18 protein-coding genes are annotated in these 23,410 nt (G+C 62.2%); 6 read left to right on the top strand and 12 right to left on the bottom strand.

Annotated elements, in window-relative coordinates:
- Nucleotides 1-11: 11 nt before the first annotated feature.
- The 6 genes from cyoD to hmpA form a co-directional block, all read right to left on the bottom strand.
- Nucleotides 12-344 (bottom strand): cytochrome o ubiquinol oxidase subunit IV, encoded by a 333-nt coding sequence (gene cyoD, locus ACMCNM_RS06535; protein WP_027595507.1) that lies wholly within the window; start codon nucleotides 342-344, stop codon nucleotides 12-14.
- Nucleotides 344-967 carry a cytochrome o ubiquinol oxidase subunit III gene (gene cyoC, locus ACMCNM_RS06530; protein WP_027595506.1) on the bottom strand — a complete coding sequence of 208 codons (624 nt, stop codon included), beginning with the start codon at nucleotides 965-967 and terminating at the stop codon, nucleotides 344-346. The genes cyoD and cyoC overlap by 1 nt, the downstream gene beginning before the upstream one ends.
- A 3-nt stretch (nucleotides 968-970) precedes the next feature.
- Nucleotides 971-2,989, bottom strand: a complete 2,019-nt coding sequence (gene cyoB, locus ACMCNM_RS06525; RefSeq protein WP_027595505.1) for a cytochrome o ubiquinol oxidase subunit I — start codon at nucleotides 2,987-2,989, stop codon at nucleotides 971-973.
- A gap of 3 nt (nucleotides 2,990-2,992) precedes the next feature.
- A complete protein-coding gene (gene cyoA, locus ACMCNM_RS06520; protein WP_027595504.1) occupies nucleotides 2,993-3,937 on the bottom strand; it encodes a ubiquinol oxidase subunit II in 945 nt (314 codons plus the stop codon).
- A gap of 558 nt (nucleotides 3,938-4,495) precedes the next feature.
- Nucleotides 4,496-5,002 (bottom strand): disulfide bond formation protein B, encoded by a 507-nt coding sequence (locus tag ACMCNM_RS06515; protein ID WP_027595503.1) that lies wholly within the window; start codon nucleotides 5,000-5,002, stop codon nucleotides 4,496-4,498.
- Between the two features lie 347 nt (nucleotides 5,003-5,349).
- Nucleotides 5,350-6,528 carry an NO-inducible flavohemoprotein gene (gene hmpA, locus ACMCNM_RS06510; protein WP_252826719.1) on the bottom strand — a complete coding sequence of 393 codons (1,179 nt, stop codon included), beginning with the start codon at nucleotides 6,526-6,528 and terminating at the stop codon, nucleotides 5,350-5,352.
- Between the two features lie 154 nt (nucleotides 6,529-6,682).
- Here hmpA and norR point away from each other — a divergent pair, with 154 nt between their 5' ends.
- Together norR and ACMCNM_RS06500 are read left to right on the top strand one after the other, a co-directional pair.
- Entirely contained in the window at nucleotides 6,683-8,233 is a 1,551-nt protein-coding gene (gene norR / locus ACMCNM_RS06505) for a nitric oxide reductase transcriptional regulator NorR (protein WP_412764105.1), read from the top strand.
- Nucleotides 8,234-8,421: 188 nt separating this feature from the next.
- Nucleotides 8,422-11,340 (top strand): Ig-like domain-containing protein, encoded by a 2,919-nt coding sequence (locus ACMCNM_RS06500; protein WP_412764104.1) that lies wholly within the window; start codon nucleotides 8,422-8,424, stop codon nucleotides 11,338-11,340.
- A 104-nt stretch (nucleotides 11,341-11,444) separates the two neighbouring features.
- On the opposite strand, the gene ACMCNM_RS06495 is transcribed toward ACMCNM_RS06500, so the two are convergent.
- Both ACMCNM_RS06495 and ACMCNM_RS06490 read right to left on the bottom strand, forming a co-directional pair.
- A complete protein-coding gene (locus tag ACMCNM_RS06495; RefSeq protein WP_027594031.1) occupies nucleotides 11,445-12,287 on the bottom strand; it encodes a mechanosensitive ion channel family protein in 843 nt (280 codons plus the stop codon).
- Nucleotides 12,288-12,401: 114 nt separating this feature from the next.
- The gene (locus ACMCNM_RS06490; protein ID WP_027594030.1) at nucleotides 12,402-12,887 is read right to left on the bottom strand and encodes a YajQ family cyclic di-GMP-binding protein; all 486 of its coding nucleotides are present in this window, start codon (nucleotides 12,885-12,887) and stop codon (nucleotides 12,402-12,404) included.
- 100 nt (nucleotides 12,888-12,987) lie between these two features.
- Here ACMCNM_RS06490 and ACMCNM_RS06485 point away from each other — a divergent pair, with 100 nt between their 5' ends.
- The 3 genes from ACMCNM_RS06485 to ACMCNM_RS06475 are packed head-to-tail and all read left to right on the top strand — an operon-like array spanning nucleotide 12,988 to nucleotide 16,543.
- Nucleotides 12,988-13,905, top strand: coding sequence for a putative 2-dehydropantoate 2-reductase (locus ACMCNM_RS06485; RefSeq protein WP_412764103.1), 918 nt, complete (start codon nucleotides 12,988-12,990; stop codon nucleotides 13,903-13,905).
- Between the two features lie 39 nt (nucleotides 13,906-13,944).
- On the top strand, nucleotides 13,945-15,975 hold the full coding sequence (locus ACMCNM_RS06480; protein WP_085273638.1) for an ATP-binding protein: 2,031 nt from the start codon (nucleotides 13,945-13,947) through the stop codon (nucleotides 15,973-15,975).
- Between the two features lies 1 nt (nucleotide 15,976).
- Entirely contained in the window at nucleotides 15,977-16,543 is a 567-nt protein-coding gene (locus ACMCNM_RS06475) for a cob(I)yrinic acid a,c-diamide adenosyltransferase (protein WP_186677728.1), read from the top strand.
- Nucleotides 16,544-16,789: 246 nt separating this feature from the next.
- On the opposite strand, the gene ACMCNM_RS06470 is transcribed toward ACMCNM_RS06475, so the two are convergent.
- The 4 genes from ACMCNM_RS06470 to secA form a co-directional block, all read right to left on the bottom strand.
- Nucleotides 16,790-17,734 carry a Nudix family hydrolase gene (locus ACMCNM_RS06470; RefSeq protein ID WP_412764102.1) on the bottom strand — a complete coding sequence of 315 codons (945 nt, stop codon included), beginning with the start codon at nucleotides 17,732-17,734 and terminating at the stop codon, nucleotides 16,790-16,792.
- Nucleotides 17,731-18,363, bottom strand: a complete 633-nt coding sequence (locus ACMCNM_RS06465; RefSeq protein WP_099455235.1) for a glutathione S-transferase family protein — start codon at nucleotides 18,361-18,363, stop codon at nucleotides 17,731-17,733. The genes ACMCNM_RS06470 and ACMCNM_RS06465 overlap by 4 nt, the downstream gene beginning before the upstream one ends.
- 136 nt (nucleotides 18,364-18,499) lie before the next feature.
- Entirely contained in the window at nucleotides 18,500-19,717 is a 1,218-nt protein-coding gene (gene argJ, locus ACMCNM_RS06460) for a bifunctional glutamate N-acetyltransferase/amino-acid acetyltransferase ArgJ (protein WP_412764101.1), read from the bottom strand.
- Nucleotides 19,718-19,910: 193 nt separating this feature from the next.
- Nucleotides 19,911-22,646 (bottom strand): preprotein translocase subunit SecA, encoded by a 2,736-nt coding sequence (secA, locus tag ACMCNM_RS06455; protein ID WP_085273642.1) that lies wholly within the window; start codon nucleotides 22,644-22,646, stop codon nucleotides 19,911-19,913.
- A 308-nt stretch (nucleotides 22,647-22,954) separates the two neighbouring features.
- Here secA and ACMCNM_RS06450 point away from each other — a divergent pair, with 308 nt between their 5' ends.
- Entirely contained in the window at nucleotides 22,955-23,410 is a 456-nt protein-coding gene (locus ACMCNM_RS06450; protein ID WP_027594022.1) for a DUF721 domain-containing protein, read from the top strand.

Here is a 23,410-nt window from a genome sequence, read left to right as displayed (position 1 = left end):
GCAGTCTTACCTCACTTGGCCATCATTTCGATGTGGATGTTGAACATGATCCACAGCGACAGGCCGACCAGCAGTGCAATTACCATGGTGGTAAACAGGAACGTCGACACGTTGGAACGCTGCTCTTTCGAGCGGTCCATGTGCAGGAAGTACACGAGGTGCACTACAACCTGAATGACAGCCATGGCGACCACGATCAGAACGGTCAGGTTCTTCGGCAGGCTTGGGTACATCACCAGGCCGAACGGGATAGCGGTCAGGATGATCGACAGTACAAAGCCGATCATGTAGGACTTCACGCTGCCGTGATTACCTTCGTGATGAGTGTCGTGTGCGTTAGCCATTACAGAACCCCCAGCAGGTAGACGACGGTGAATACGCAGATCCAGACCACGTCCAGGAAGTGCCAGAACAGGCTCAGGCAGCTCATGCGGGTCTTGGCAGTCGGGGTAATGCCCTTGGTGCTGATCTGATACATCAGGATTGCCATCCAGATCAGACCTGCAGTCACGTGCAGACCGTGGGTACCGACCAGCGCGAAGAACGCCGACAGGAAGCCACTGCGCTGCGGGCCGAAGCCCTCAGCGATCAGGTGATGGAACTCGTAGATTTCCATCGCGATGAAGCCGGCACCGAACAGGAAGGTCACGGCCAACCAGCCCAGTACACCTGCTTTCTTGCCATCGAACAGCTTCAGCATGGCGAAGCCGAAGGTGATCGAGGACAGCAGCAGGAAGGCAGTTTCAACAGCTACGAAGTCGAGCTGGAAAATGTCATGACCCGACGGGCCGCCGGCAAAACTGCCGGACAGCACCGCGTAGGTAGCGAAGAGCGACGCAAACAGGATGCAGTCGGTCATCAGGTACAGCCAGAAACCGAGTACGGTCATCTGGCCCGAGTCGTGGTGGTGATCGTCGTGCCCATGGTCGTGACCATGAGCAGCGCCGTGGATTACTTGACTGGACATTGATTACACCCGCTCAAACGATTCGACACGTGCGCCGGCAGGCAGAGCACCTGCTTTGGCCAGCGCTTTCATACGCTCGCCTTCGATGCGCGCCACTTCTTCGGCCGGAACCATGTAGCCCTGGTCGTCACGCGCAGCGTGGCGAACGAAGACAGCGATGGTTGCAACCAGGCTCGCGCCTACCAGCCACCAGATGTGCCAGATGAAGGCAAAGCCGAAGACGGTCAGGAACAGGCCCATGAACAAACCGGTAGCGGTGTTGCTCGGCATGTGGATGGCGTCGAACTTGGTTGCCGGCTTGTAAGCAGCGCCGATTTCCTTGGTTTCGTGCCATGCGTCCAGGCCAACCTGCTCAGGCATGTGGGCGAAGTTGTAGAACGGAGGTGGCGACGAAGTCGACCATTCCAGAGTACGACCGCCCCATGGGTCGCCGGTCACGTCCAGGTTCTGGTTGCGGTCGCGGACCGAAACGTAGAGCTGGATCAGCTGGCAAGCGATACCGAACAGGATCAGCACGGCGCCGACCACGGCAACGTACAGGTAGGGTTCCCACAGTGGGTTGTCGGAGTGGTTCAGACGACGGGTCATGCCCATGAAGCCCAGGGCGTACAGCGGCATGAACGCAACGTAGAAGCCCGAGATCCAGAACCAGAAGGCAGCTTTGCCCCACTTCTCGTTCAGGGTGAAACCAAAGGCTTTCGGGAACCAGAAGGCGAAACCGGCGATGTAGCCGAATACCGCGCCACCGATGATCACGTTGTGGAAGTGAGCAATTACGAACAGGCTGTTGTGCAGAACGAAGTCAGCACCTGGAACGGCCAGCAGTACGCCAGTCATGCCACCGATGGAGAAGGTGATCATGAAGCCCAGGGTCCACAGCATCGGTGCAGTGAAACGCACACGGCCCTGGTACATGGTGAACAGCCAGTTGAACAGTTTCACACCGGTCGGAATGGAGATCAGCATCGTCGCCAGGCCGAAGAAGGTGTTGACGCTCGCGCCGGCACCCATGGTGAAGAAGTGGTGCAGCCATACGGCAAAGCCCAGAATGGCGATTGCGCCCGATGCGTAGATCATCGAGTGGTGGCCAAACAGACGCTTGCCAGAGAACGTCGAAGTCACTTCCGAGAACACGCCGAAGGCCGGCAGGATCAGGATGTAAACCTCAGGGTGACCCCACGCCCAGAACAGGTTGACGTACATCATCGGGTTCCCACCAAGCTCGTTGGTGAAAATGTGGAAGTCCAGATAACGGTCAACAGTCAGCAGTGCGAGTGCAGCGGTCAGGATCGGGAACGAAGCGACGATCAGCACGTTGGCCCAGGTGCAGGTCCAGGTGAAGATCGGCATGTCCATCAGTTTCATGCCAGGTGCGCGCATCTTCATCACGGTGACGAGGAAGTTCACACCGGTAAGCGTCGTACCTAGGCCCGATAGCTGTAGCGCCCAGATGTAGTAGTCGACACCCACGCCAGGGCTGTACTGAATACCCGCGAGCGGCGGATAGGCAACCCAACCGGTCTTGGCGAATTCGCCGACGCCCAGGGAGATGTTGACCAGCAGCACGCCTGCCAGCAGCAGGTAGAAGCTCAGGGAGTTCAGGAACGGGAAGGCAACGTCACGTGCACCGATCTGCAGAGGCAGGGCCAGGTTCATCAGGCCGGTGAAGAACGGCATCGCCATGAAGATGATCATGATCACACCGTGAGCGGTGAAGATCTGGTCATAGTGTTCAGGCGGCAGGTAGCCTTCGGATCCGCCAGTGGCCGCAGCCAGCTGGGTACGCATCATGATGGCGTCGGCAAAGCCGCGCAGCAGCATGATCATCGCGACGATGATGTACATCACCCCGATTTTCTTGTGGTCGACAGTCGTCAACCACTCGCTCCACAAGTAGGTCCACTTGCGGAAATAGGTGATAAGACCGACGACAGCGATACCGCCGAGCGCGATCATGGCAAGCGTCACCATGACTATCGGCTCGTGATAGGGTATCGCCTCCAGGCTTAATTTACCGAACATCTCTTACTCCTCTGCACCGGCAGCTGGTTGCATACTCGATTCCACACCCTTGGTAGTGGCCAGATCTTTGCTGCCTGCTTCTTCGTGGACCGGCTTGCCGCGGTTCATGCCTTCGTACTTGTCGACGATGGACTGGAACAGCTCTGCCGGGGCCTCGCTGTACAGCGCGACTGGGTTGTATTCGCTAGGTTTGGCCAGAGCTTCGTACTCGGCTTTGCCCAGTTTCAGCGGCGACTGCTTCACTTCGGCGACCCACTTGTCGAAGTCTTCCTGGGAAGTTGCAGTAGCCTTGAATTTCATGCCGGTGAAGCCAGCGCCGCTGTAGTTGGCGCTGATACCGTCGAATTCGCCGTTTTCGTTGGCGATCAGGTGCAGCTTGGTGGTCATGCCGGCCATGGCGTAGATCTGGCCGCCCAGGCCCGGGATGAAGAACGAGTTCATCACGGCGTCGGAGGTGACGCGGAAGTTGACCGGGGTGTTAGCCGGGAAGTTGATCTTGTTGACCGTCGCGATGCCCTGCTCCGGGTAGATGAACAGCCACTTCCAGTCCAGTGCAACCACGTCGATCTGGATCGGCTTGACGTCGGAATCCAGCGGACGATACGGGTCCAGCTTGTGGGTGGACTTGTAGGTGACATAACCCAGGGCGATGATGATGATGATCGGGATGATCCACACCGCGGCCTCGATCTTGGTCGAGTGCGACCAGTCGGGGGTGTAGGTGGCCGCCTTGTTGGAAGCACGGTACTTCCAGGCGAACGCCACGGTCATGATGATGACCGGGATCACCACCAGCAGCATCAGGCCGGTAGCGATGAGGATGAGGTTCTTTTGCTCAATGCCGACCTGACCTTTCGGGTCGAGCAGGGTCCAGTTGCACCCACTGAGTAAAAGCATGCCTAAAAAGGGCAATATGCCAAACAGTCTGGGGTAACGCTTTTTACTCATCTCACGACCTCTAGATCAGCTTGCTTCAATGCAATTTGTGTTTTGGTAGCCAACACTTCGTCCTGCCAAGTGCGGCATTTCGCGCCCGTACTCGCTCCTGCCTGGGGTCCGACTGCAGGACCTTGGCTCAAGCGTGTTAGCGGTGCTTATGGTTTCGTAGGCAACAGGCCTGTACTTCAGACCAAGTCCATTTGGTGCGGGAAAACGCGGAGGGGTGTCCGCTCGGTATCGCCGCTGGGCGAAACTTGACGAAGTCAGCAAAAGGGAGCGCTGGGGCTTCCTTCAATCCTGCGACTCGCAAGCAGTGCCGAACGGAAATTGGGGGCGATTGTAGATAGGTCGCCAACCCTTGACTATGACTTATTGAGCAACAGTCTTTTACAGAATACGTAACAATGCGACCCGAAGAATCAACTTCGCGACAGTTTGTCGCACCCCGCCGGGTAGCCCTCAAAGCCGCATTCTACAAGGCTTTGTGATTGATCTGGATCAAGCGGGGAGCAACTTTCTGCGCATCTCACGACGTGCAAAAGACCTCATGCAATTCGGGACTTTTGTCTAAGCCTGACGTCGGTTGCGGTAGATGCCCAGCGGAACCAGAATGGCCGTCAGGACAAATGCGACCAGCGCCCACTGCGCCAGCGACAGACCGAGGATCGGTGGGTACGGCGTGCTGCAGAAGCCATCGACCTGGAATGCCAGCGGCCACAGCTTGGCCAGGGGCAGGTCGTCGACGATCGGCTGCAGGGTATCGATGCCGCAACTGACCATGGGGTTGGCGAGTATATACACATGGTTGCCGGCCGCAACGATTCCCCCGATGGCGCTGAGTACCACCAAGCCTTCGAAGACCGTCAGGCTGCGCCGCCCGGGCATCGCGGCGGCGATGAAGGCAAACACGGCGATAAACAGCAAGGCATAGCGCTGCAGGATGCACAGCGGGCAAGGCGCCTCGCCCAATACCACTTGCATATAAAGGGCGCCGCCGATCAGCGACAGGCAGATCAGCCCCAGCAGCACCAGAAAGCGCCGTTCCCGATTCAGGCGCGAAGTTTGTTCGTTCATTGCCGGTTCCTTGGATGGAGAGTGGCCGCGTGGTCCGCCTGCCTGCGCGCGATTCTACACGCTGGGCAGGGCCTTTAGCGTGCCGAGGGGGCAACGTGATAGCACTGCGCAGGGCTATCCGAGATGGCTGAGACCGGCCATTGTGACGTCGGTTCAACGTCACACGGCAAAAAAGCGGCTACCCGGGTGCCGCGCAGGGGCAAGCCCCTCGACACCTGGGAGTGAAGGATACCGTGATTAAAGGAGGATTAAAGATGAAAGCTTGGCGGGCTGTTTCATCTCTCCTTTATATAAGCAGGTAGGCGCAGCACAAGGCTGCTCCTACAACAGCTAGGACTGCTGGGTGTTTACTCCAGCGCTGCTGCTGGCCCGAAGAACTCGTAGCGGCTCTGCTGCTCCGGCACACCCAGGCCCTTCAGCTGGCGCTTGACCGCCGCCATGAAGGCTTTAGGCCCCAGGAAGTAGGCATCGACGTCACGTTCACGTGGCAGCCACTCGGCCAGCAGGTCTTCGCTCAGCAGGCCCACGGCATCGGCCGCAGCGCCGCCTTGCGGCTCGGCATAGCAGTAGAAGCGCTTGAGCTGTGGATGGCGCTCGGCCAGGCCGTCGACCCACTCACGGAAGGCATGCACGGCGCCGTTACGCGCACAGTGGATGAAATGCACTTCACGCGGGGTCTGCAGTGCCGCCTGCAACATCGCCAGGGTCGGGGTGATCCCCACACCGCCACTGATCAGCACCAGCGGCTTGTCGCTGGCGGCCAGGGTAAAGTCGCCTGCAGGTGGGAACAGCTGCAGGGTCTTGCCCACCACCAGTTCATCGTGCAGGTAGTTGGACACTTTGCCACCGGCTTCGCGCTTGACGCTGATGCGGTATTCAGTGCCGTCGCACAGGGCCGACAGCGAGTAGTTGCGACGCTGCTCGGCGCCGTCGATGAACAACTGCAGGCCGATGTACTGCCCAGGCTCGGCCTTGAGCACTGGCTTGCCGTCCACGGGGGCGAAGTAGAACGAGACGATCTCGCTGCTTTCCTGCTCGCGGCGTACCAGGCGGAACTCGCGGGTACCACGCCATCCGCCGGCGGCTTGCTCCTTCTCTTTATAGAGGCTTTCTTCAGCGCCGATGAGGATGTCGGCCAGCTGGCCATACGCCGCGCCCCAGGCCGCGATCACCTCTGGTGTGGCGATGTCCTTGCCGAGCACTTCTTCAATGGCGCGCAGCAGGCAGCTGCCCACAATCGGGTAGTGCTCCGGCAGAATCTGCAAGGCAACGTGCTTGTTGATGATCTGGCCGACCAGGCCGCCGAGCTGTTCGAGCTGGTCGATATGGCGGGCATACATCAGCACGCCGTTGGCCAACGCACGTGGCTGGTCGCCGCTGGCCTGGTGGGCCTGGTTGAACAGCGGACGCACCTGCGGGTACTCGTTGAGCATCATCTTGTAGAAGTGAGTGGTCAGCGCTTCGCCGCCGCTTTCCAGCAGGGGGACAGTGGCTTTGACGATTGCACGTTGTTCGGCAGTGAGCATTGCAACGACTCCTGAGCCTATGGCTTCGAATGATTGCCTAGGGTATTTCACCATTCGTGCCAACTTTTATACCCAGCAAAATCAGGGCGTTGACGCGCGTCATGTCAAAACGACTCGCTCGGGCGTATAGTCATAATGACCAAAAGGAGTCCCTATGACTGCAAAGCCACTGCTCACCGCCCTCCTCCCCCTGGTCAGCGACTTGTCCCGCGACCTCAGCGACCAGGAACGCTACCGCCGCTTGCTTCAGGCCATGCGCGGGCTGTTGCCGTGCGACGCCGCCGCACTGCTGCGCCTGGACGGTGAGTGGCTGGTGCCGCTGGCAGTGGACGGCCTGAGTGCCGATACCTTGGGACGACGCTTTCGGGTCAGCGAGCACCCGCGCTTCCAGATCCTCCTCAGCCGCCCACACCCCACCCGCTTTGCCAGCGACTCGGACCTGCCCGACCCCTACGACGGCCTGGTCAACGCCCCGGATGCCACGCTTGAAGTGCATGACTGCATGGGCTGCCCGTTGATGGTCGATGAGCGCCCTTGGGGCCTGCTGACCCTGGACGCGCTGACCCCCGGGCAGTTCCAGAGCCTTGAGCTGGATGCGCTGCAGGCTTTCGCCAGCCTGGCTGCCGCCACGGTAACCGTGGCCGAGCGTATCGAGCACCTGGCCCTGCGCGCAGAGGACGAACACCATCGCGCCGAGCTCTACCGCCAGGCCAGTGCCCAGGACAAGGAACTGATTGGCCAGAGCGCGGCACACAAGCGCCTGGTGGAAGAGATACGCCTGGTCGGCGGCAGCGAGTTGACCGTGCTGATCACCGGTGAGACCGGCGTTGGCAAAGAGCTGGTGGCCCAAGCCCTGCACCAGGCCAGCAACCGTGCCGACAAACCGCTGGTCAGCCTCAACTGCGCGGCCTTGCCCGATACCCTGGTGGAAAGCGAGCTGTTCGGCCACGTGCGCGGCGCCTTTACCGGCGCCCACGGCGAACGCCTCGGCAAGTTCGAGCTGGCCAATGGTGGCACGCTGTTTCTTGATGAGGTCGGCGAGTTGCCATTAACCGTGCAGGCCAAGCTGCTGCGTGTGCTGCAAAGTGGCCAGTTGCAACGCCTGGGGTCGGACCGCGAACACCGGGTCGACGTCCGCCTGATCGCAGCCACCAACCGCGACCTGGCTGCAGAAGTGCGCAATGGCAACTTCCGCGCCGACTTCTACCATCGCCTGAGCGTGTACCCGTTGCACGTTCCTCCGCTGCGTGAACGTGGGCGCGATGTGCTGCTATTGGCAGGGTACTTCCTCGAACAGAACCGTTCGCGCCTGGGCCTGAACAGCCTGCGCCTGAGCAGCGACGCCCAAGCTGCACTGCTCGCCTATGACTGGCCGGGCAACGTGCGCGAGCTCGAACACCTGATCGGCCGCTCGGCGCTCAAGGCGCTCGGCCAGCACCCGGAACGGCCGCGCATCCTCACCCTTGAGGCCATCGACCTTGACCTGCGCGCCGCTGCCCCATCGGGCCAGTTGCCCTCCCCCTCACCCCTGCTGGAGGCGCCTCTGCCCGATGGCGGATTGCGTGAAGCCGTCGACCTTTATCAACGCCAAGTGATCGAAAACTGCCTGCAAAGGCATGCGGATAACTGGGCCGCCGCCGCGCGCGAACTCGGCCTGGACCGCGCCAACCTCAGTCGGCTGGCGCGTCGGCTGGGGCTTCGCTGAGGCATACCTACAAAAGGATTAACCCAGAAAGCCATCTGGTTGCTTCTCGCTGGGCTGCTATATCTCCCTAACCACCGGTATCACGGCCGTCATGGTCGAGGCTGAGCGCAACACGTTGCATTGACGTTGCGCCGGCCCTGGTTCGCTGAAGTCGAGCCAGTGTAGCCGCACACCAGCAGGGAGCATCCATGGACAACATCGTCGTCGCCGATAAGCAATCCGCAGTCGCCACCCAGAGTGCCTGGGGCAATGTCAGTCTCAACGGGCCAGGCGTCGTGCAGATGCCGGTTTCCCCCGATAAAGTGGCAACCGTCACCCAGCGCGGACAAGACCTGATCGTCACCCTGAAGTCGGGCGAGAAGGTCACTATCGGCAACTTCTTCGCCGTGGATCAGGCCGGCGTCGGCAGCGACATCGTCTTCGTCGGTGAGGACGGCACCCTGTGGCATGCGAACTACGATGCGGTGGCTTTTACGGGCTTTACGTTCGACGAAGTGGCCTCGCTGGATGAACTGGTCGCGGGTATCGGTGTGGCGGGCAACGCGATGCCGACCTGGGCCATTGCCGGGCTCAGCCTGCTGGGTATTGGCGGCGCGGCGGCGGCGGCCGACAACAGCAGCGGTGGCAGCAGTGGTGGCTCGGACCCAGGCGACACCACGGCGCCGGCCACGCCGATCGACCTGCTGGTGTCCCCTGATGGCCTGCGCCTGACGGGCCGCGGCGAAGCCGGCAGCACGGTAAATATTCGCGACGGCGCGGGCAACCTGATCGGCAGCGGCACGGTCGGTGCCGATGGCAGCTTCAACGTTGCGTTGAATCCCCCGCAGATCAACAGCGAAAACCTTGAAGTCACCCTGACCGATGGTGCGGGCAATGTCTCGGCCCCCGGCAGCGTCACCGCCCCGGATGCAACGGCACCGCTGGCACCGACCGATCTTGCCATCAACGAACAGGGCACCACCCTCACCGGCCGCGCCGAACCCGGCTCGACGGTGGCGGTGCAAGGTGCGGGTGGCGTATTGCTGGGCAGCGCGGTGGCGGGTGCTGACGGGCAGTTCAGCATCAATTTGCAGCCACCGCAGACCGATGGCCAGGCATTGGAAGTGACCGCACAGGACGCAGCCGGCAATACATCGCCGGCTGCTGGCATTACGGCCCCGGATGTTGAAACGCCTCCTGATACAACAGCGCCGGATGCACCTGTGGACCTGGTAGTCGGCCTTGCTGGCCACCAGCTGACTGGCCGTGGCGAAGCGGGTACCACCGTGCAGGTGCGGGATGCCGCCGGCAATGTGCTGGCGACTGGCACTGTGGGTGCAGATGGCACGTTCCTGCTGACACTGGACCCTGCCGTGATCGATGGCAGCACCCTGCAGGTGACCCTGACCGATGCGGCGGGCAACGTTTCGCAGCCAGGTTCGGTCACCTCCCAAGACCTGCTGCCACCAGCACAACCGACTGACCTGGCCTTGGCTGAAGGCGTGACCCTTACTGGTCGCGGTGAACCAGGCGCCACCGTGCAAGTGCGGGACGCTGCGGGCACTGTGATAGGCACCGGAGTGGTGGGTGCTGATGGCTTATTCAGCGTATCCCTCTCCCCGGCTCAAGCGAATGGCGAAGCGCTGGACATCCGTTTGGTGGACGCTGCTGGCAACAGCTCCGCACCACTGCAGTTCGATGCGCCGGACATTACTCCGCCTGATGCCGTCAGCAACATCGTGGTCGGCGCCGGTGGCCTGGTCCTCAGCGGTCGCGGCGAAGCCGGGGCCACTGTGGAAGTGCGCGATGCCAACGGCAATGTAATTGGTACCGGCACTGTCTTGGCCAATGGCACGTTCCTGATCGACCTTGATCCGGCTGTGCAATCTGGCGAACACCTGAGCCTGGTGCAGACCGACGCAAGCGGCAACGCTTCTGCCGTCCTCGAATACGACGTACCACTGACCACCGCCCCGGCCAGCCCAAGCGACCTGGCCATCGATGCCGATGGCACCACCCTGACCGGTTCCGCGCCGGCCGGTAGCCGCGTAGAAGTGCATGATGCCAATGGCACGCTGATCGGCAGCGCCATTGCCGGCGCCGATGGCACCTTCACCCTTGAACTCACGCCACCACAAGCCAACGGCGAACTGCTCGATGTCGTCGCCATCGATGACACCGGCCTGTCTTCTCTGCCCGCACAGATCACCGCGCCGGACATCACTGCACCAGCCGCACCTACCGAGTTGGCCGTCAGCGCCAACGGCACCGTCGTTACCGGCCGCGCCGAACCAGGCAGCACCGTTCGTATTCTCGCCGCGGATGGCACCGAACTGGGCAGCGCACTGGTCGGCCCGACCGGCGTGTTCAGCATCAACCTCGATCCGCCTCAGGTCGATGGTGAGCTACTGCAGGCCACCGCGACTGACGCAGCCGGCAATACCTCGGTTGCCAGCTCCGTTACCGCACCGGATATCGACGGCGGCGATACCACACCGCCTGACGCGCCTGTTGATTTGGTAATCGGCCTCGCTGGCCACCAACTGACTGGCCGTGGCGAAGCGGGGACTACGGTTCAGGTGCGGGATGCCGACGGCAATGTGCTGGCGACTGGCACCGTGGGTGCAGATGGCACCTTCCTGCTGACGCTGGACCCGGCTGTAGTCGACGGCAGCACCCTGCAAGTGACGCTGACCGATGCTGCTGGCAACGTTTCGCAGCCTGGCTCGGTAATTTCGCAAGACCTGCTGCCACCTGCGCAGCCAACTGACCTTGCCCTGGCCGAAGGTGTAACCCTCACCGGTCGCGGCGAACCAGGCGCCACTGTTCAAGTGCGGGATGCTACGGGCACCGTAATCGGCACCGGAGTGGTGGGTGCTGATGGCTTATTCAGCGTAACCCTCTCCCCGGCTCAAGCGAATGGCGAAGCCCTGGATATCCGTCTGGTGGATGCCGCTGGCAACAGCTCGACCCCACTGCAATTCGATGCGCCGGATATCACTCCGCCTGATGCCGTCAGCAACATCGTGGTCGGCGCTGGAGGTCTGGTATTGATTGTTCTCTGCTCGACAACGCGGTCCAAAGGGCTGGCTGATTTCCCAGAGGATGGAATGCCCTCAGAAATTTGAACAAGACAGTTGCTCCCACAAAGTTAGATGACAACCTGAACCTGTGGGAGCCGGCTTGCCGGCGATGGGGCGCACAGCGGCCCCGGCTTATTTGAACAGCAGTGTTACTGGGTAGCCGTCTCCTGCACCACACGAATCACTCGCTGCGGAAACGGAATATCGATGCCCTCGGCCTTCAACCGGTCACGGGCATGCTCGTTGAGCATGAACATCACATCCCAATAGTCGGACGTCTTGGTCCAGATACGCAGCGACACGGTGATCGAACTGTCGCCCAGCGTCGAAATCACCGCCTGCGGTGCCGGGTCGGCCAGCACACGCGGGTCCTGCGCCAGTTCCAGCAGCACGTTGCGCGCCTTTTGCAGGTCGGCCTCGTAATCCACGCCCACGTCGAACACCACTTTGCGGGTCGGCTGGCGGTTGGTGTTGGTGATGATGCCGTTGGACAGGCTGCCGTTAGGCATGATCACCGTCTTGTTGTCACCGGTGCGCAGCACGGTGTGGAAAATCTGGATGCTGTCCACGGTGCCGCTGACACCCTGCGCTTCGATCCAATCGCCGATGCGGAACGGGCGGAACATCAAGATCAGCACACCGCCGGCAAAGTTCGCCAGGCTACCCTGCAGCGCCAGGCCAATGGCCAGGCCGGCAGCACCGATAGCCGCAACGAAGGAGGTGGTCTCGATGCCGATCATCGACGCCACGCTGACGAACAGCAGGATCTTCAGGATGATATTGGCCAGGGTGCTGATGAACCCCTGCAATGCCAGGTCGGCATTGCGCAGGCCAACCAGCTTGCCCAGGCGCGCGCTGACTTTGTTGATGACCCACCAGCCGATGGCCAGGGTCAGCAACGCCAGGCACACGCGGCTGCCGTACTCCATGATCAACGGGACCCAGGCTTGGGATTGGCGGACCAGCTGATCGACTTCAGCGTTCAAATCCATGTTCATCTCCTGATGCCGAACGGCATGTGCACGGTAAAACTGGCCGCGGGCATTTCCGCGGCCACGGCCCCCATGGACATCATTACGCCATCGAGGTTCCTGGTGACGCTTCGATCAATCGCGGAAGTTGTTGAACTGCAGCGGCATGTCGAATTCCTTGGCGCGCAGGGCAGCGATCGCCTCTTGCAGGTCGTCACGCTTCTTGCCGGTGACACGCACCTGCTCACCCTGGATGGAAGCCTGGACCTTGAGCTTGGCATCCTTGATGTGGGCGACGATCTTCTTCGCCAGCTCTTTGTCGATGCCTTCGCGGAACTTGGCTTCCTGTTTCATTTCTTTGCCGGACGCATAGGCATCCTTGGTTTCCAAGCATTTGACATCGATCTTGCGCTTGACCAGCGCACCGCGCAGGATCTCGATCATCGCCTCGAGCTGGAATTCGGCCTCGGCGGTCAGCAGCACGGTCTGTTCCTTGTCCTTGAACTCGAAGCTGCCCTTGCCCTTGAGGTCAAAACGGCGATCAAGTTCCTTGACGGCGTTGTCTACAGCGTTCTGCACTTCGTGCTTGTCCAGTTCCGATACCACGTCGAACGAAGGCATGGGTATTCTCCAAAAATAAAAGCGCGCTCGGCCTGAAGATGGAGCACGCTGAGTTAGATGGTTAAAATGCGGGCTCATTATAACGGGTTGCGAAACGCATATGAGCAGCACCTGGCATATTCTCGGCGCGGGTAGCCTGGGCAGCCTGTGGGCTTGCCGCCTGGCGCGCGCCGGCAAGGCGGTACGTTTGATCCTGCGCGACGAGCAGCGGCTGCAGGCCTATCAACGTGTGGGCGGCCTGACCTTGTTCGAGCAGGACACCTCCAGGCATTACGCGATCCCCGCCGAAACGGCCGACGCCCATGGCCCTATTCACCGCCTGCTGGTGGCCTGCAAGGCGTACGACGCGGCGCCGGCCATCAAGCGCCTGGTACCGCGGCTGGCCGAAGGTGCAGAGCTGGTGCTGCTGCAGAACGGCCTGGGCAGCCAGGACGAGGTCGCCGACCAGGTGCCCCATGCCCGTTGCATCTTCGCCTCCAGCACCGAAGGGGCGTTCCGCGAGGGTGATTGGCAGGTGCGCTTCGCTGGCCATGGCTTCAACTGGCTGGGTGACCCACTCAAACCCGGGATCCCGGCGTGGTTCGATGACCTGCACGATGCCGGCATCCCGGCCGAATGGACCGTGGATATCCTCACCCGGCTGTGGCGCAAGCTGGCCCTCAATTGCGCGATCAACCCGCTGACCGTGCTGCATGAGTGTCGCAATGGCGGCCTGCTGGAGCACCTGGCCGAAGTGACCGCCCTGTGCGACGAGCTGGCTGAGTTGCTGCGCCGCTGTGGCCAACCCCAGGCTGCCGAAGACCTGGACGAAGAAGTGCAACGGGTGATCCTCGCCACCGCCGCCAACTACTCTTCCATGTACCAGGACGTGCGCGCGGGCCGACGTACCGAGGTCCACTACCTGCTCGGCCATGTGTGCCGCGCCGCCGAGCGGCATGGCGTGGCGTTGCCGGAACTGGAACGCCTGCACCAGCGACTGGTCGATAACCTGCAGGCGCGCGGCTTGCCCAGCGCCTGACGCTGGCCCTTTCAACCGGATACGGACACTGCCTTGCCCATGACCCTGCGCCAACGCCTGGAAAACCTCCCGGTCGGGCAAAAGCTGCTGGCGGCCCTGCTGGTGCTGCTGGTGACCATTCTGTTGGTGGCCAACCTGACCTTCATCAGCGCCGCCTACTGGATCACCCAGGAGAGCATGGCGCCCCAGGCGCTGCAGACCATCGGCCGGCTGATCGCCAACCCGCAGCTGTCGGCGCGTGCCGGCGACAGCGCAGACAGCGCCAATGCCCTGCTCAAGGAGCTGGACAGCTACATGCCACTGCGCGCCGCCGCCGTCTACGGCGGAGACGGCCGCATGCTGGCGCAGCTGCAGCACGGCGAACCGCTGGCGTTGCCCAAGCGCTTTCGCAACATCGACGGCTGGCGCCTGATGGAATTTCGCAGCACGCAGTTGATTCGCATCCCCCGCGAAGCCGACCCACCTGCCCACCTACTGCTGGTGGCCAGCAGCGAACTGCCGACCGCCTTCTACACCGGCACGCTCAGTGCCAGCCTCGGTATCCTGGTGTTCAGCATCCTGCTGTGGATCGTCGTTGCGCGGCAGATCAAGCGCCTGATCACCCAGCCGATCAACCAGCTCGAAGAGCTCAGCCGCCAGGTCACCCGCGAAGAAAGCTACGCCCTGCGTGCCCGCCGCGGCAACGATGACGAAATCGGCAGCCTGGCCGAAGCCTTCAACACCATGCTCTCGCGCATCGAGGCCCGCGAGCAGCAGCTCAAGCGCACCCGCGACGAATTCCAGACCGCCTATGACCAGGCCCAGGGCCTGGCCGAAGAAACCCGCCACACCAACCGCAAGCTGGAGCTGGAAGTCCAGGTGCGCAGCAAGATCGAGAAAAAGCTCACGGGCTTCCAGAACTACCTCAACAGCATCATCGACTCCATGCCCTCGGCACTGATCGCCCTCGACGAGCAGCTCTACGTCACCCAGTGGAACCACGAGGCCACGGTGCTCTCCGGAACGCCCTTGGACGAGGCGCTGAACCAGCCGATTTTCATCGCTTTCGAGCCGCTCAAACCGTTTTTGCCGCAGCTCAAGGAAACCGTAGAGAAACACCGGGTGGCGAAAATCGAGCGGGTGACCTGGCCCAAGGGCGAGGACCTGCGCCACTACGCCCTGACGTTCTATCCGCTGATGGGCGGCGGCGGCCGCGGCGTGGTGATCCGCATCGACGACATTACCCAGCGCCTGTCACTGGAAGAAATGATGGTGCAATCGGAAAAGATGCTCTCAGTGGGCGGCCTGGCTGCGGGCATGGCGCACGAGATCAACAACCCGCTGGGGGCGATCCTGCATAACGTGCAGAATATCCGTCGGCGCCTGTCCCCGGAGTTGCCGCGCAACCAGGAGCAGGCCGAAGAGCTGGGCATCGACCTGCCCACCGTCAACCGTTACCTCGAAAGCCGCGAAGTGCCGCAGCTGCTCGACGGCATTCAACAGGCCGGCGCCCGGGCGGCCAAAATCGTCACCCACATGCTCAGTTTCAGCCGCCGCAGCAACCGCCAATTGGCGCCTTGCGACCTGCCCGCGCTGATCGACCAGGCCGTGGAAATCGCCAGCAACGACTTCGACCTCACCATTGGCTTTGACTTCAAGGGCCAGGCCATTGTCCGCCAGTTTGACCCAAACCTTGGGCCAGTGCCCTGCACCGCCAACGAGCTGGAACAAGTACTGCTCAACCTGCTGAAAAATGCCGCCCAGGCCATCCACCTGCGCCCGCAACCCAGCGAGCCCGGGCGCATCACACTGCGCACCCGGCTCAACCCACCCTGGGCCGAGATCCAAGTCGAGGACAACGGCGTGGGCATGCCTGAAGCGGTGCGCAAGCGCACCTTCGAGCCGTTTTTCACCACCAAGGAGATCGGCCAGGGCACAGGCCTTGGCCTTTCGGTTTCTTATTTCATCATCACCAACAACCACAAGGGGCAGATGGAGGTGCAGTCCACGCCCGGCCAGGGCACCTGCTTCACCTTGCGCCTGCCCCTCGGCCAGCCGGCAGCGACGGCACCAAACACCACGGAGGCATGACATGGGCTACCGCCTGTCGAAGATCTACACCCGCACTGGCGACAAAGGCGAAACCGGCCTGGGCGACGGCCGCCGGGTGCCCAAGGACCACCCGCGTATCGAAGCCATCGGCGAGGTGGATAGCCTCAACAGCCAGTTGGGGGTGCTGCTCGCCGGCCTGGCTGAGCAGGGGCTGGACGAAGTGGGCAATGTGCTTGCACCCTGTCAGCACCGCTTGTTCGACCTCGGCGGCGAGCTGGCAATGCCCAGTTACCAGGCGCTGAACCAGGCCGAGGTGGAGCGGCTGGAAGCGGCAATCGACGTGTGGAACGAAGAGCTGGGGCCGTTGAAGAATTTCATCTTGCCCAGTGGTTCGGCGTTGGTGGCGCAGGCGCATGTGTGCCGGTGCCTGGCGCGCAGTGCGGAGCGGCGGTGTCAGCAACTGAATGCGCTGGAGCCGTTGGAGGGTGCTGGGTTGGCGTATATCAACCGGCTGTCGGATCTGTTGTTTGTGGCAGCGCGGATCATTGGGCGGCGGCAGGGGGTTGCCGAGGTGCTGTGGCAGCCTGCTGAGAAGCCTCAGGGCTGAGCGTGCGGGGGCTGCTACGCAGCCCATTCGCGGGCAAGCCCGCTTGTATGGTTAGACTTGAAGGGGTGGTGGGACTAAATGCCCGATTCTGACTGTTCGCAGCAGTACAGACCGTGGGAGCAAACCGGCTTGCTGAAAACCATAGAATCTCCCACAGCAATACCGCAGGGCCCGGAATCTGTGGTCCCCCTGCGGGAGCGGGCTTGCCCGCGAATGGGCCACACCGCGGCCCCAATCACAAGCGACTCAGACCTCAGGCCAGAACGCCCGGATCCCGGCCACGCCCTGCGCCCCCGCTTCCCAGGCCCGCTTACGATCACCCGGCCCTACCCCACCCAGCAAGAACACTGGCCGGCTGAAACCTGCAATCGCCCGTCGCGCCGCTTCCCACCCCAAAGGCAACGCTTCAGGATGCGTCTGGGTCGCCTGCACCGGCGACAAGGTGACAAAATCGACCCCCATCTGCTCCGCCAATGCCAGCTCTTCGGTACTGTGGCACGACGCCGCCAACCAGCGGTGCTCAGGGAACGGTCGCCCCTTGGCGGCATACTTGCGCAACTGCGCGGCCGTCAGGTGCCAACCGGCCGACGGGAAGTCGCCCAGCCACTCCAGCGGCCCTTTGAGCATCAACTGGGCCTTGCCACCGCACAGGCCGACCGCATCCACCGCCACGTCGCGATACTTGGGGTCGTACATGTCCGGCGCTCGCAGCTGGATCAGCCGGGTGCCGTCGGCCACCGCCTTCTGGATGCCCTTGAGCATCTGCGGCACTTCCAGGCCATCCGGCGTGATCAGGTACTGATCCGGCAGCCGTGCAGCGGCAACAATCGGCCTGTTGGCGGCAGGGAAGTCGTACTGCGCGAGGTCGCGCGGTGCCACCCACTCCAAAGGCTGGCCCTCGGCGCCATGGGGTTCACCGGTGAACGCTTCGACAACGCGAACGTCCAGCAGCACCTGTTTGTCCGGATAGTCATGGCTGACCTTGATCAGCGCCCGCGACCGGGTCACGTCGATACCCAGTTCCTCGCGCAGCTCACGGGCCAGCGCCGCTTCGACGCTTTCGCCCTCTTCCACCTTGCCACCCGGGAACTCCCAAAGGCCGCCCTGGTGCTGGGTATCTGCCCGCCGCGCAATCAGAATGCGGCCATCGGCACCGCGGATTACCGCTGCCGCTACATGAATGCGTTTCACCCTTCGCGCTCCGCCAGGCCAGCCTGCTGCCAGGCTTTGAATGCCGGCCACTGGTAAATAGTCTCGATGTAAGCCGCTGCCTCTGCCGGGACTTCGACGCGGTAGCTGCGCAAGCGCACCGCCACCGGGGCGAAGTAGGCATCGACCAGGGTCGGCTTGCCGAACAGGAATGGGCCCGTGTCCTTGGCGACCAGGCGGCATTCGGACCACAGCGCGACGATACGGTCGATGTCGATCTGCACCTCCAGCGGCACAGACTCAAGGGCCTGGTCACGGGACAGGTCGAACGGCATCGCCCCGCGCAAGGCGAAGAAGCCGCTGTGCATCTGCGCGCAGGCCGAACGGGCTTGGGCACGGGCGGCCACGTCGGCAGGCCAGAGCTGCGCTTGGGGGTGGCGTTCGTTGAGGTATTCGGCGATGGCCAGGGAGTCGGCGATCACGCCATGCTCGGTCTTGAGCAGCGGCACCTTGCCGGTGGCAGAGTAGGCGAGAAGGCGCTGACGGGTGTCGGGCTGGTTGAGTTTGATCAGGGTTTCTTCGTAGGGAACGCCGGCCAGTTCGAGGGCCAGGGCGCCGCGTAGCGACCAGGAAGAATACAGCTTGTCGCCGATGATCAGGTGATAGCTCATGGTTCGGCTCCATTTGTCGGGGTTTTGCGGCTGCTTCGCAGCCCTTCGCGACGCAAAGCCGCTCCTACAGGCACAGCGAAGACCGGTGTAGGAGCGGCCTTGTGCCGCGAAGGGCCGCAAAGCGGCCCCAATTGAATCACGTGCGGTATTCGGCGTTTATCTTCACGTACTCGTGGGACAGGTCGGTGGTCCAGATGGTTTCGCTGCAGGCACCACGGCCCAGTTCGATGCGGATGGTGATCTCTTCCTGGGCCATGACCGCAGAGCCTTGCGCTTCGGTGTAGCTCGGGCTGCGCCCGCCTTGGCTGGCAATGCAGACGTTGTCCAGGTACACATCGATCAGGCTGACATCCAGCTCCGGCACGCCCGCCCGGCCGACGGCGGCCAAGATGCGGCCCCAGTTGGGGTCAGAGGCGAACAGCGCAGTCTTGATCAGCGGCGAGTGAGCGACGGCGTAACCGACGTCCAGGCATTCCTGGTGGTTACCACCACCGTTGACCTGCACCGTGACGAACTTGGTGGCGCCTTCGCCATCACGGACGATGGCCTGGGCCACCTCCATGCACACGTCGAACACCGCCTTTTTCAGGGCTTCGAACAGCGCACCGCTGGCTTCAGTGACTTCTGGCAGGTTGGCCTTGCCGGTGGCGATCAACATGCAGCAGTCGTTGGTCGAGGTGTCGCCATCGATGGTGATGCGGTTGAACGACTTGTTGGCGCCGTCGAGCATCAGGTCCTTGAGCACCTTGGGTGCGACCTTGGCGTCAGTGGCGATGTAGCCGAGCATGGTGGCCATGTTCGGGCGGATCATGCCGGCGCCTTTGCTGATGCCAGTCACGGTTACGGTCACGCCATCGTGCTGGAACTGGCGGCTGGCACCCTTGGGCAGGGTGTCGGTGGTCATGATGCCGCTGGCGGCTTCAGCCCAGTTGTTTTCCGACAGGTTGTCCAGGGCAGCCTGCAGGGCGCCTTCGATCTTCTCGACCGGCAACGGCTCGCCGATTACGCCGGTGGAGAACGGCAGTACCGACTCGGCCGGCACGCCGGTCAGCTCGGCGAGCTTGGCGCAGGTGCGCTCAGCAGCGGCCAGGCCCGGTGCACCGGTACCGGCGTTGGCGTTGCCGGTGTTGGTCAGCAGGTAACGCACAGTGCCCTGAACACGCTGCTTGGAGAGGATCACCGGTGCTGCGCAGAAGGCGTTGAGGGTGAACACGCCAGCGACGCTGGAGCCTTCGGCACAGCGCATGACCACCACATCCTTGCGCCCAGGGCGCTTGATGCCGGCAGAAGCGATGCCGAGTTCAAAACCCGGAACCGGGTGCAGGGTGGGCAAAGGACCAAGACCAACAGCCATTAGAGCGCTCCTAGAAAAACGGTGAAATGATGATGGAAGAGCGGGGCCGCTTCGCGCCCCATTCGCGGCACAAGGCCGCTCCCACAGGGACCGCACAGACTTCTGAGCCGGTGCGGTCCCTGTGGGAGCGGCCTTGTGCCGCGAATGGGCCGCACAGCGGCCCCGTTTGTTACGTTACTGCGACTGGGTCAGATCACTCGATCTGCCCATGGCAATGCTTGAACTTCTTGCCCGAACCGCACCAGCATGGCTCGTTACGGCCCAGCTTCTGGTCGTTGCGCACCGGTGCTGCGGCCACGGCCACTTCGGCGCCTTCCTCGTTCAGCGCTTCGCTTTCAAGGCCTGGCGCGGCAGCATGCTGGAACTGCATGCGGCTGGCCAGCTCTTCGGCTTCGCGGCGCAGGCGGGCTTCTTCTTCGATCGGGTCTTCGCGGCGCACCTGAACGTGCGACAACACGCGGATGGTGTCGCGCTTGATCGACTCGAGCAGCTCCTGGAACAAGGTGAACGACTCGCGCTTGTACTCCTGCTTCGGGTTCTTCTGCGCATAACCGCGCAGGTGAATGCCGTGGCGCAGGTGGTCCATGGTCGACAGGTGGTCTTTCCACAGGTCGTCCAGCACGCGCAGCAGAATCTGCTTCTCGAAGGTACGCAGGGCGTCGATGCCGGCCTGGTCTTCCTTCTCGGTGTAGGCGCTGGTGATCTCGCTCAGCAGCTTCTCGCGCAGGGTCTCTTCGTAGAGGTGGTCGTCCTCGTCGAGCCATTGCTGGATCGGCAGCTTCATGGCGAAATCGCTCGACAGCGAGGCTTCCAGGCCGGCCACGTCCCACTGCTCGGGCAGCGATTGCGGCGGAATGTGCTGGCTGATGGTAGCGTCCAGCACTTCCTTGCGGAACTCGGCAATGGTGTCGCCAATGTTCTCGGCCGCCAGCAGGCTGTTGCGCATGTGGTAGATCACCTTGCGCTGCTCGTTGGCCACGTCATCGTATTCGAGCAACTGCTTGCGGATGTCGAAGTTGCGGCCCTCGACCTTGCGCTGGGCTTTTTCGATGGCGTTGGTGACCATGCGATGCTCGATCGCCTCGCCAGACTGCATGCCCAGCGCCTTCATGAAGTTCTTCACCCGGTCAGAGGCGAAGATGCGCATCAGGCTGTCTTCGAGCGACAGGTAGAAGCGGCTGGAGCCTGGGTCACCCTGACGGCCGGAACGACCACGCAGCTGGTTGTCGATACGGCGCGATTCGTGACGCTCGGAAGCGATCACGTGCAGGCCACCCGACTCGATCACCTGCTGGTGACGCTTCTGCCAGTCGGCCTTGATCTGGGCGATCTGCTCAGGGGTCGGGTTGTCCAGGACGGCCACTTCGGCCTCCCAGTTACCGCCCAGCAGAATGTCGGTACCACGGCCGGCCATGTTGGTGGCGATGGTCAACGCACCTGGCGCACCGGCCTGGGCGATGATCTCGGCTTCCTTCTCGTGGTACTTGGCGTTGAGGACCTTGTGCTCAATGCCTTCCTTCTGCAGAAGGTTGGACATGTGCTCGGAGGTCTCGATGGTGGCGGTACCCACCAGCACCGGACGGCCCTGGGTCATGCTCTCTTTGATGTCGGCAATGATCGCGGCGTATTTCTCGTCGGCGGTCAGGTACACCAGGTCGTTGAAGTCCTTACGCGCCAGCGGCTTGTTCGGCGGGATCACCATCACGTTCAGGCCGTAGATCGACTGGAACTCGAACGCTTCGGTGTCGGCGGTACCGGTCATGCCGGACAGCTTGGTGTAAAGACGGAAGTAGTTCTGGAAGGTGGTCGACGCCAGGGTCTGGCTCTCGGCCTGAATGTTCAGGTTCTCTTTGGCCTCGATGGCCTGGTGCAGGCCTTCGGACAGGCGACGGCCAGGCATGGTACGGCCGGTGTGCTCGTCGATCAGCAGGACTTGGCCATCCTGGACGATGTACTCGACGTTGCGGTGGAACAGTTTGTGCGCGCGCAGGCCGGCGTAGACGTGGGTCAGCAGGCCCAGGTTGTGCGCCGAGTAGAGGCTCTCGCCTTCGGCCAGCAGGCCAGCCTGGGTGAGCATCTCTTCGATGAACTGGTGACCGGCTTCGTTGAGCTCGACCTGGCGGCTCTTCTCGTCGATGGTGAAGTGGCCTTCCTGGGTGACCTGGCCTTCGACTTCTTCGATGTGCTGGGTCAGGCGCGGGATCAGGCGGTTGATCTCGATGTACAGCTTGGAGCTGTCCTCGGCCTGGCCAGAGATGATCAGCGGGGTACGGGCTTCGTCGATGAGGATCGAGTCGACTTCGTCGATCACCGCGAAGTTGAGTTCACGCTGGAACTTCTCTTCCTGGCTGAACGCCATGTTGTCGCGCAGGTAGTCGAAACCGAATTCGTTGTTGGTGCCGTAGGTGATGTCGGAGGCGTAGGCCGCGCGCTTTTCTTCCGGCGGCTGGAAGGCCGAGACGATGCCCACGGACAGGCCGAGGAACTCGTACAGCGGGCGCATCCAGTTGGCGTCACGGCGGGCCAGGTAGTCGTTGACGGTGACCACGTGCACGCCTTTGCCGGACAATGCGTTGAGGTAGACGGCCAGGGTACCGACCAAGGTCTTGCCTTCACCGGTGCGCATTTCTGCGATCATGCCCTCGTGCAGGGTCATGCCGCCGATCAGCTGCACGTCGAAGTGGCGCATGCCCATGACGCGCTTGCCGGCCTCACGGGCGACAGCGAAGGCTTCGGGCAGCAATTGGTCCAGTGTCTCGCCTTTGGCCAAGCGCTCCTTGAACTCTGCGGTCTTGCCCCGCAGTTGCTCATCGGAGAGGGCCACCATCTTCTCTTCGAAGGCATTGACGATAGTCACCGTCTTGAGCATGCGTTTGACTTCACGCTCATTCTTGCTTCCAAAAAGTTTCTTTAACAAAGGCGCAAACATATCGGCAGGATCTTCCACACGTAGGGATGGAGGGCGGCCCCATGAGTCGCCCGTGCAGCCCTGAGGCCGCATGCGAACGAGCATTCTACCCGGAAACGATGGTGAGGAAAGTGGTGGATTTCCACGATGCTGATACAGCGTTTTGGCAGGGGCGTTTCTTAGATAGGGTCATTTTCCCTGAGTTCAAGGCTCAGCAAGATGAAACGTATCGAGAATGAGTCTTACCTTGTGTGGTCTGTACCGGCGAAGAGGCCGGCACAGGCAACAGAGGTGTTAAACTGCCGCTCTTGTAACCTCCTGCGACCACCATGGCCTACAAACCCTCCCCTGCCCAGCTACCGTCCGCCCTGCTGCGCCAGGTGCGCCCGCTGCGCCTGCTGCTGAACCAGGCCGAACGCCTGGAACACCTGCAGCGCTTGCTGGAAAGCCAACTGCAGCCAGCTGCCCGCGAGCACTGCCACGTGGCATCGTGGCGTGATGGCGTATTGTTGCTGGTGGTTACCGACGGCCATTGGGCTACTCGCTTGCGCTATCAGCAAAAGCGCCTTATGCGTGAGTTGCAGGCCATGGAAGCGTTCGGCAACCTACGGCGCATCTTGTACAAGGTGCAACCGCCATTGGTGCCTGCCAAGCGTGGCGGGCATGCTGCGGCGCTGTCGAGCAATGCCGCCGAAAGCCTTCGCGATACCGCCGAGGGGATTGCCGACCCGAAATTGCGCGCTGCCCTGGAACGCCTTGCCAGCCACGCCCGGGATAAAGGCTGA

It is taken from the genome of Pseudomonas sp. NGC7, from assembly GCF_047159675.1.
Lineage (GTDB): Bacteria > Pseudomonadota > Gammaproteobacteria > Pseudomonadales > Pseudomonadaceae > Aquipseudomonas > Aquipseudomonas kermanshahensis.
This window is presented reverse-complemented; position numbering and strand designations above follow the sequence as displayed.

Bases quoted from the DNA above. Each gene is read 5' to 3' on its own strand.
- cyoB (WP_027595505.1), bottom strand. From the start codon at position 2,989: ATGTTCGGTAAATTAAGCCTGGAGGCGATACCCTATCACGAGCCGATA.
- cyoA (WP_027595504.1), bottom strand. From the start codon at position 3,937: ATGAGTAAAAAGCGTTACCCCAGACTGTTTGGCATATTGCCCTTTTTA.
- ACMCNM_RS06500 (WP_412764104.1), top strand. From the start codon at position 8,422: ATGGACAACATCGTCGTCGCCGATAAGCAATCCGCAGTCGCCACCCAG.
- ACMCNM_RS06485 (WP_412764103.1), top strand. From the start codon at position 12,988: ATGAGCAGCACCTGGCATATTCTCGGCGCGGGTAGCCTGGGCAGCCTG.
- cyoC (WP_027595506.1), bottom strand. From the start codon at position 967: ATGTCCAGTCAAGTAATCCACGGCGCTGCTCATGGTCACGACCATGGG.
- ACMCNM_RS06515 (WP_027595503.1), bottom strand. From the start codon at position 5,002: ATGAACGAACAAACTTCGCGCCTGAATCGGGAACGGCGCTTTCTGGTG.
- ACMCNM_RS06480 (WP_085273638.1), top strand. From the start codon at position 13,945: ATGACCCTGCGCCAACGCCTGGAAAACCTCCCGGTCGGGCAAAAGCTG.
- argJ (WP_412764101.1), bottom strand. From the start codon at position 19,717: ATGGCTGTTGGTCTTGGTCCTTTGCCCACCCTGCACCCGGTTCCGGGT.
- ACMCNM_RS06450 (WP_027594022.1), top strand. From the start codon at position 22,955: ATGGCCTACAAACCCTCCCCTGCCCAGCTACCGTCCGCCCTGCTGCGC.
- ACMCNM_RS06475 (WP_186677728.1), top strand. From the start codon at position 15,977: ATGGGCTACCGCCTGTCGAAGATCTACACCCGCACTGGCGACAAAGGC.
- ACMCNM_RS06495 (WP_027594031.1), bottom strand. From the start codon at position 12,287: ATGGATTTGAACGCTGAAGTCGATCAGCTGGTCCGCCAATCCCAAGCC.
- ACMCNM_RS06465 (WP_099455235.1), bottom strand. From the start codon at position 18,363: ATGAGCTATCACCTGATCATCGGCGACAAGCTGTATTCTTCCTGGTCG.
- hmpA (WP_252826719.1), bottom strand. From the start codon at position 6,528: ATGCTCACTGCCGAACAACGTGCAATCGTCAAAGCCACTGTCCCCCTG.
- cyoD (WP_027595507.1), bottom strand. From the start codon at position 344: ATGGCTAACGCACACGACACTCATCACGAAGGTAATCACGGCAGCGTG.
- norR (WP_412764105.1), top strand. From the start codon at position 6,683: ATGACTGCAAAGCCACTGCTCACCGCCCTCCTCCCCCTGGTCAGCGAC.
- secA (WP_085273642.1), bottom strand. From the start codon at position 22,646: ATGTTTGCGCCTTTGTTAAAGAAACTTTTTGGAAGCAAGAATGAGCGT.
- ACMCNM_RS06490 (WP_027594030.1), bottom strand. From the start codon at position 12,887: ATGCCTTCGTTCGACGTGGTATCGGAACTGGACAAGCACGAAGTGCAG.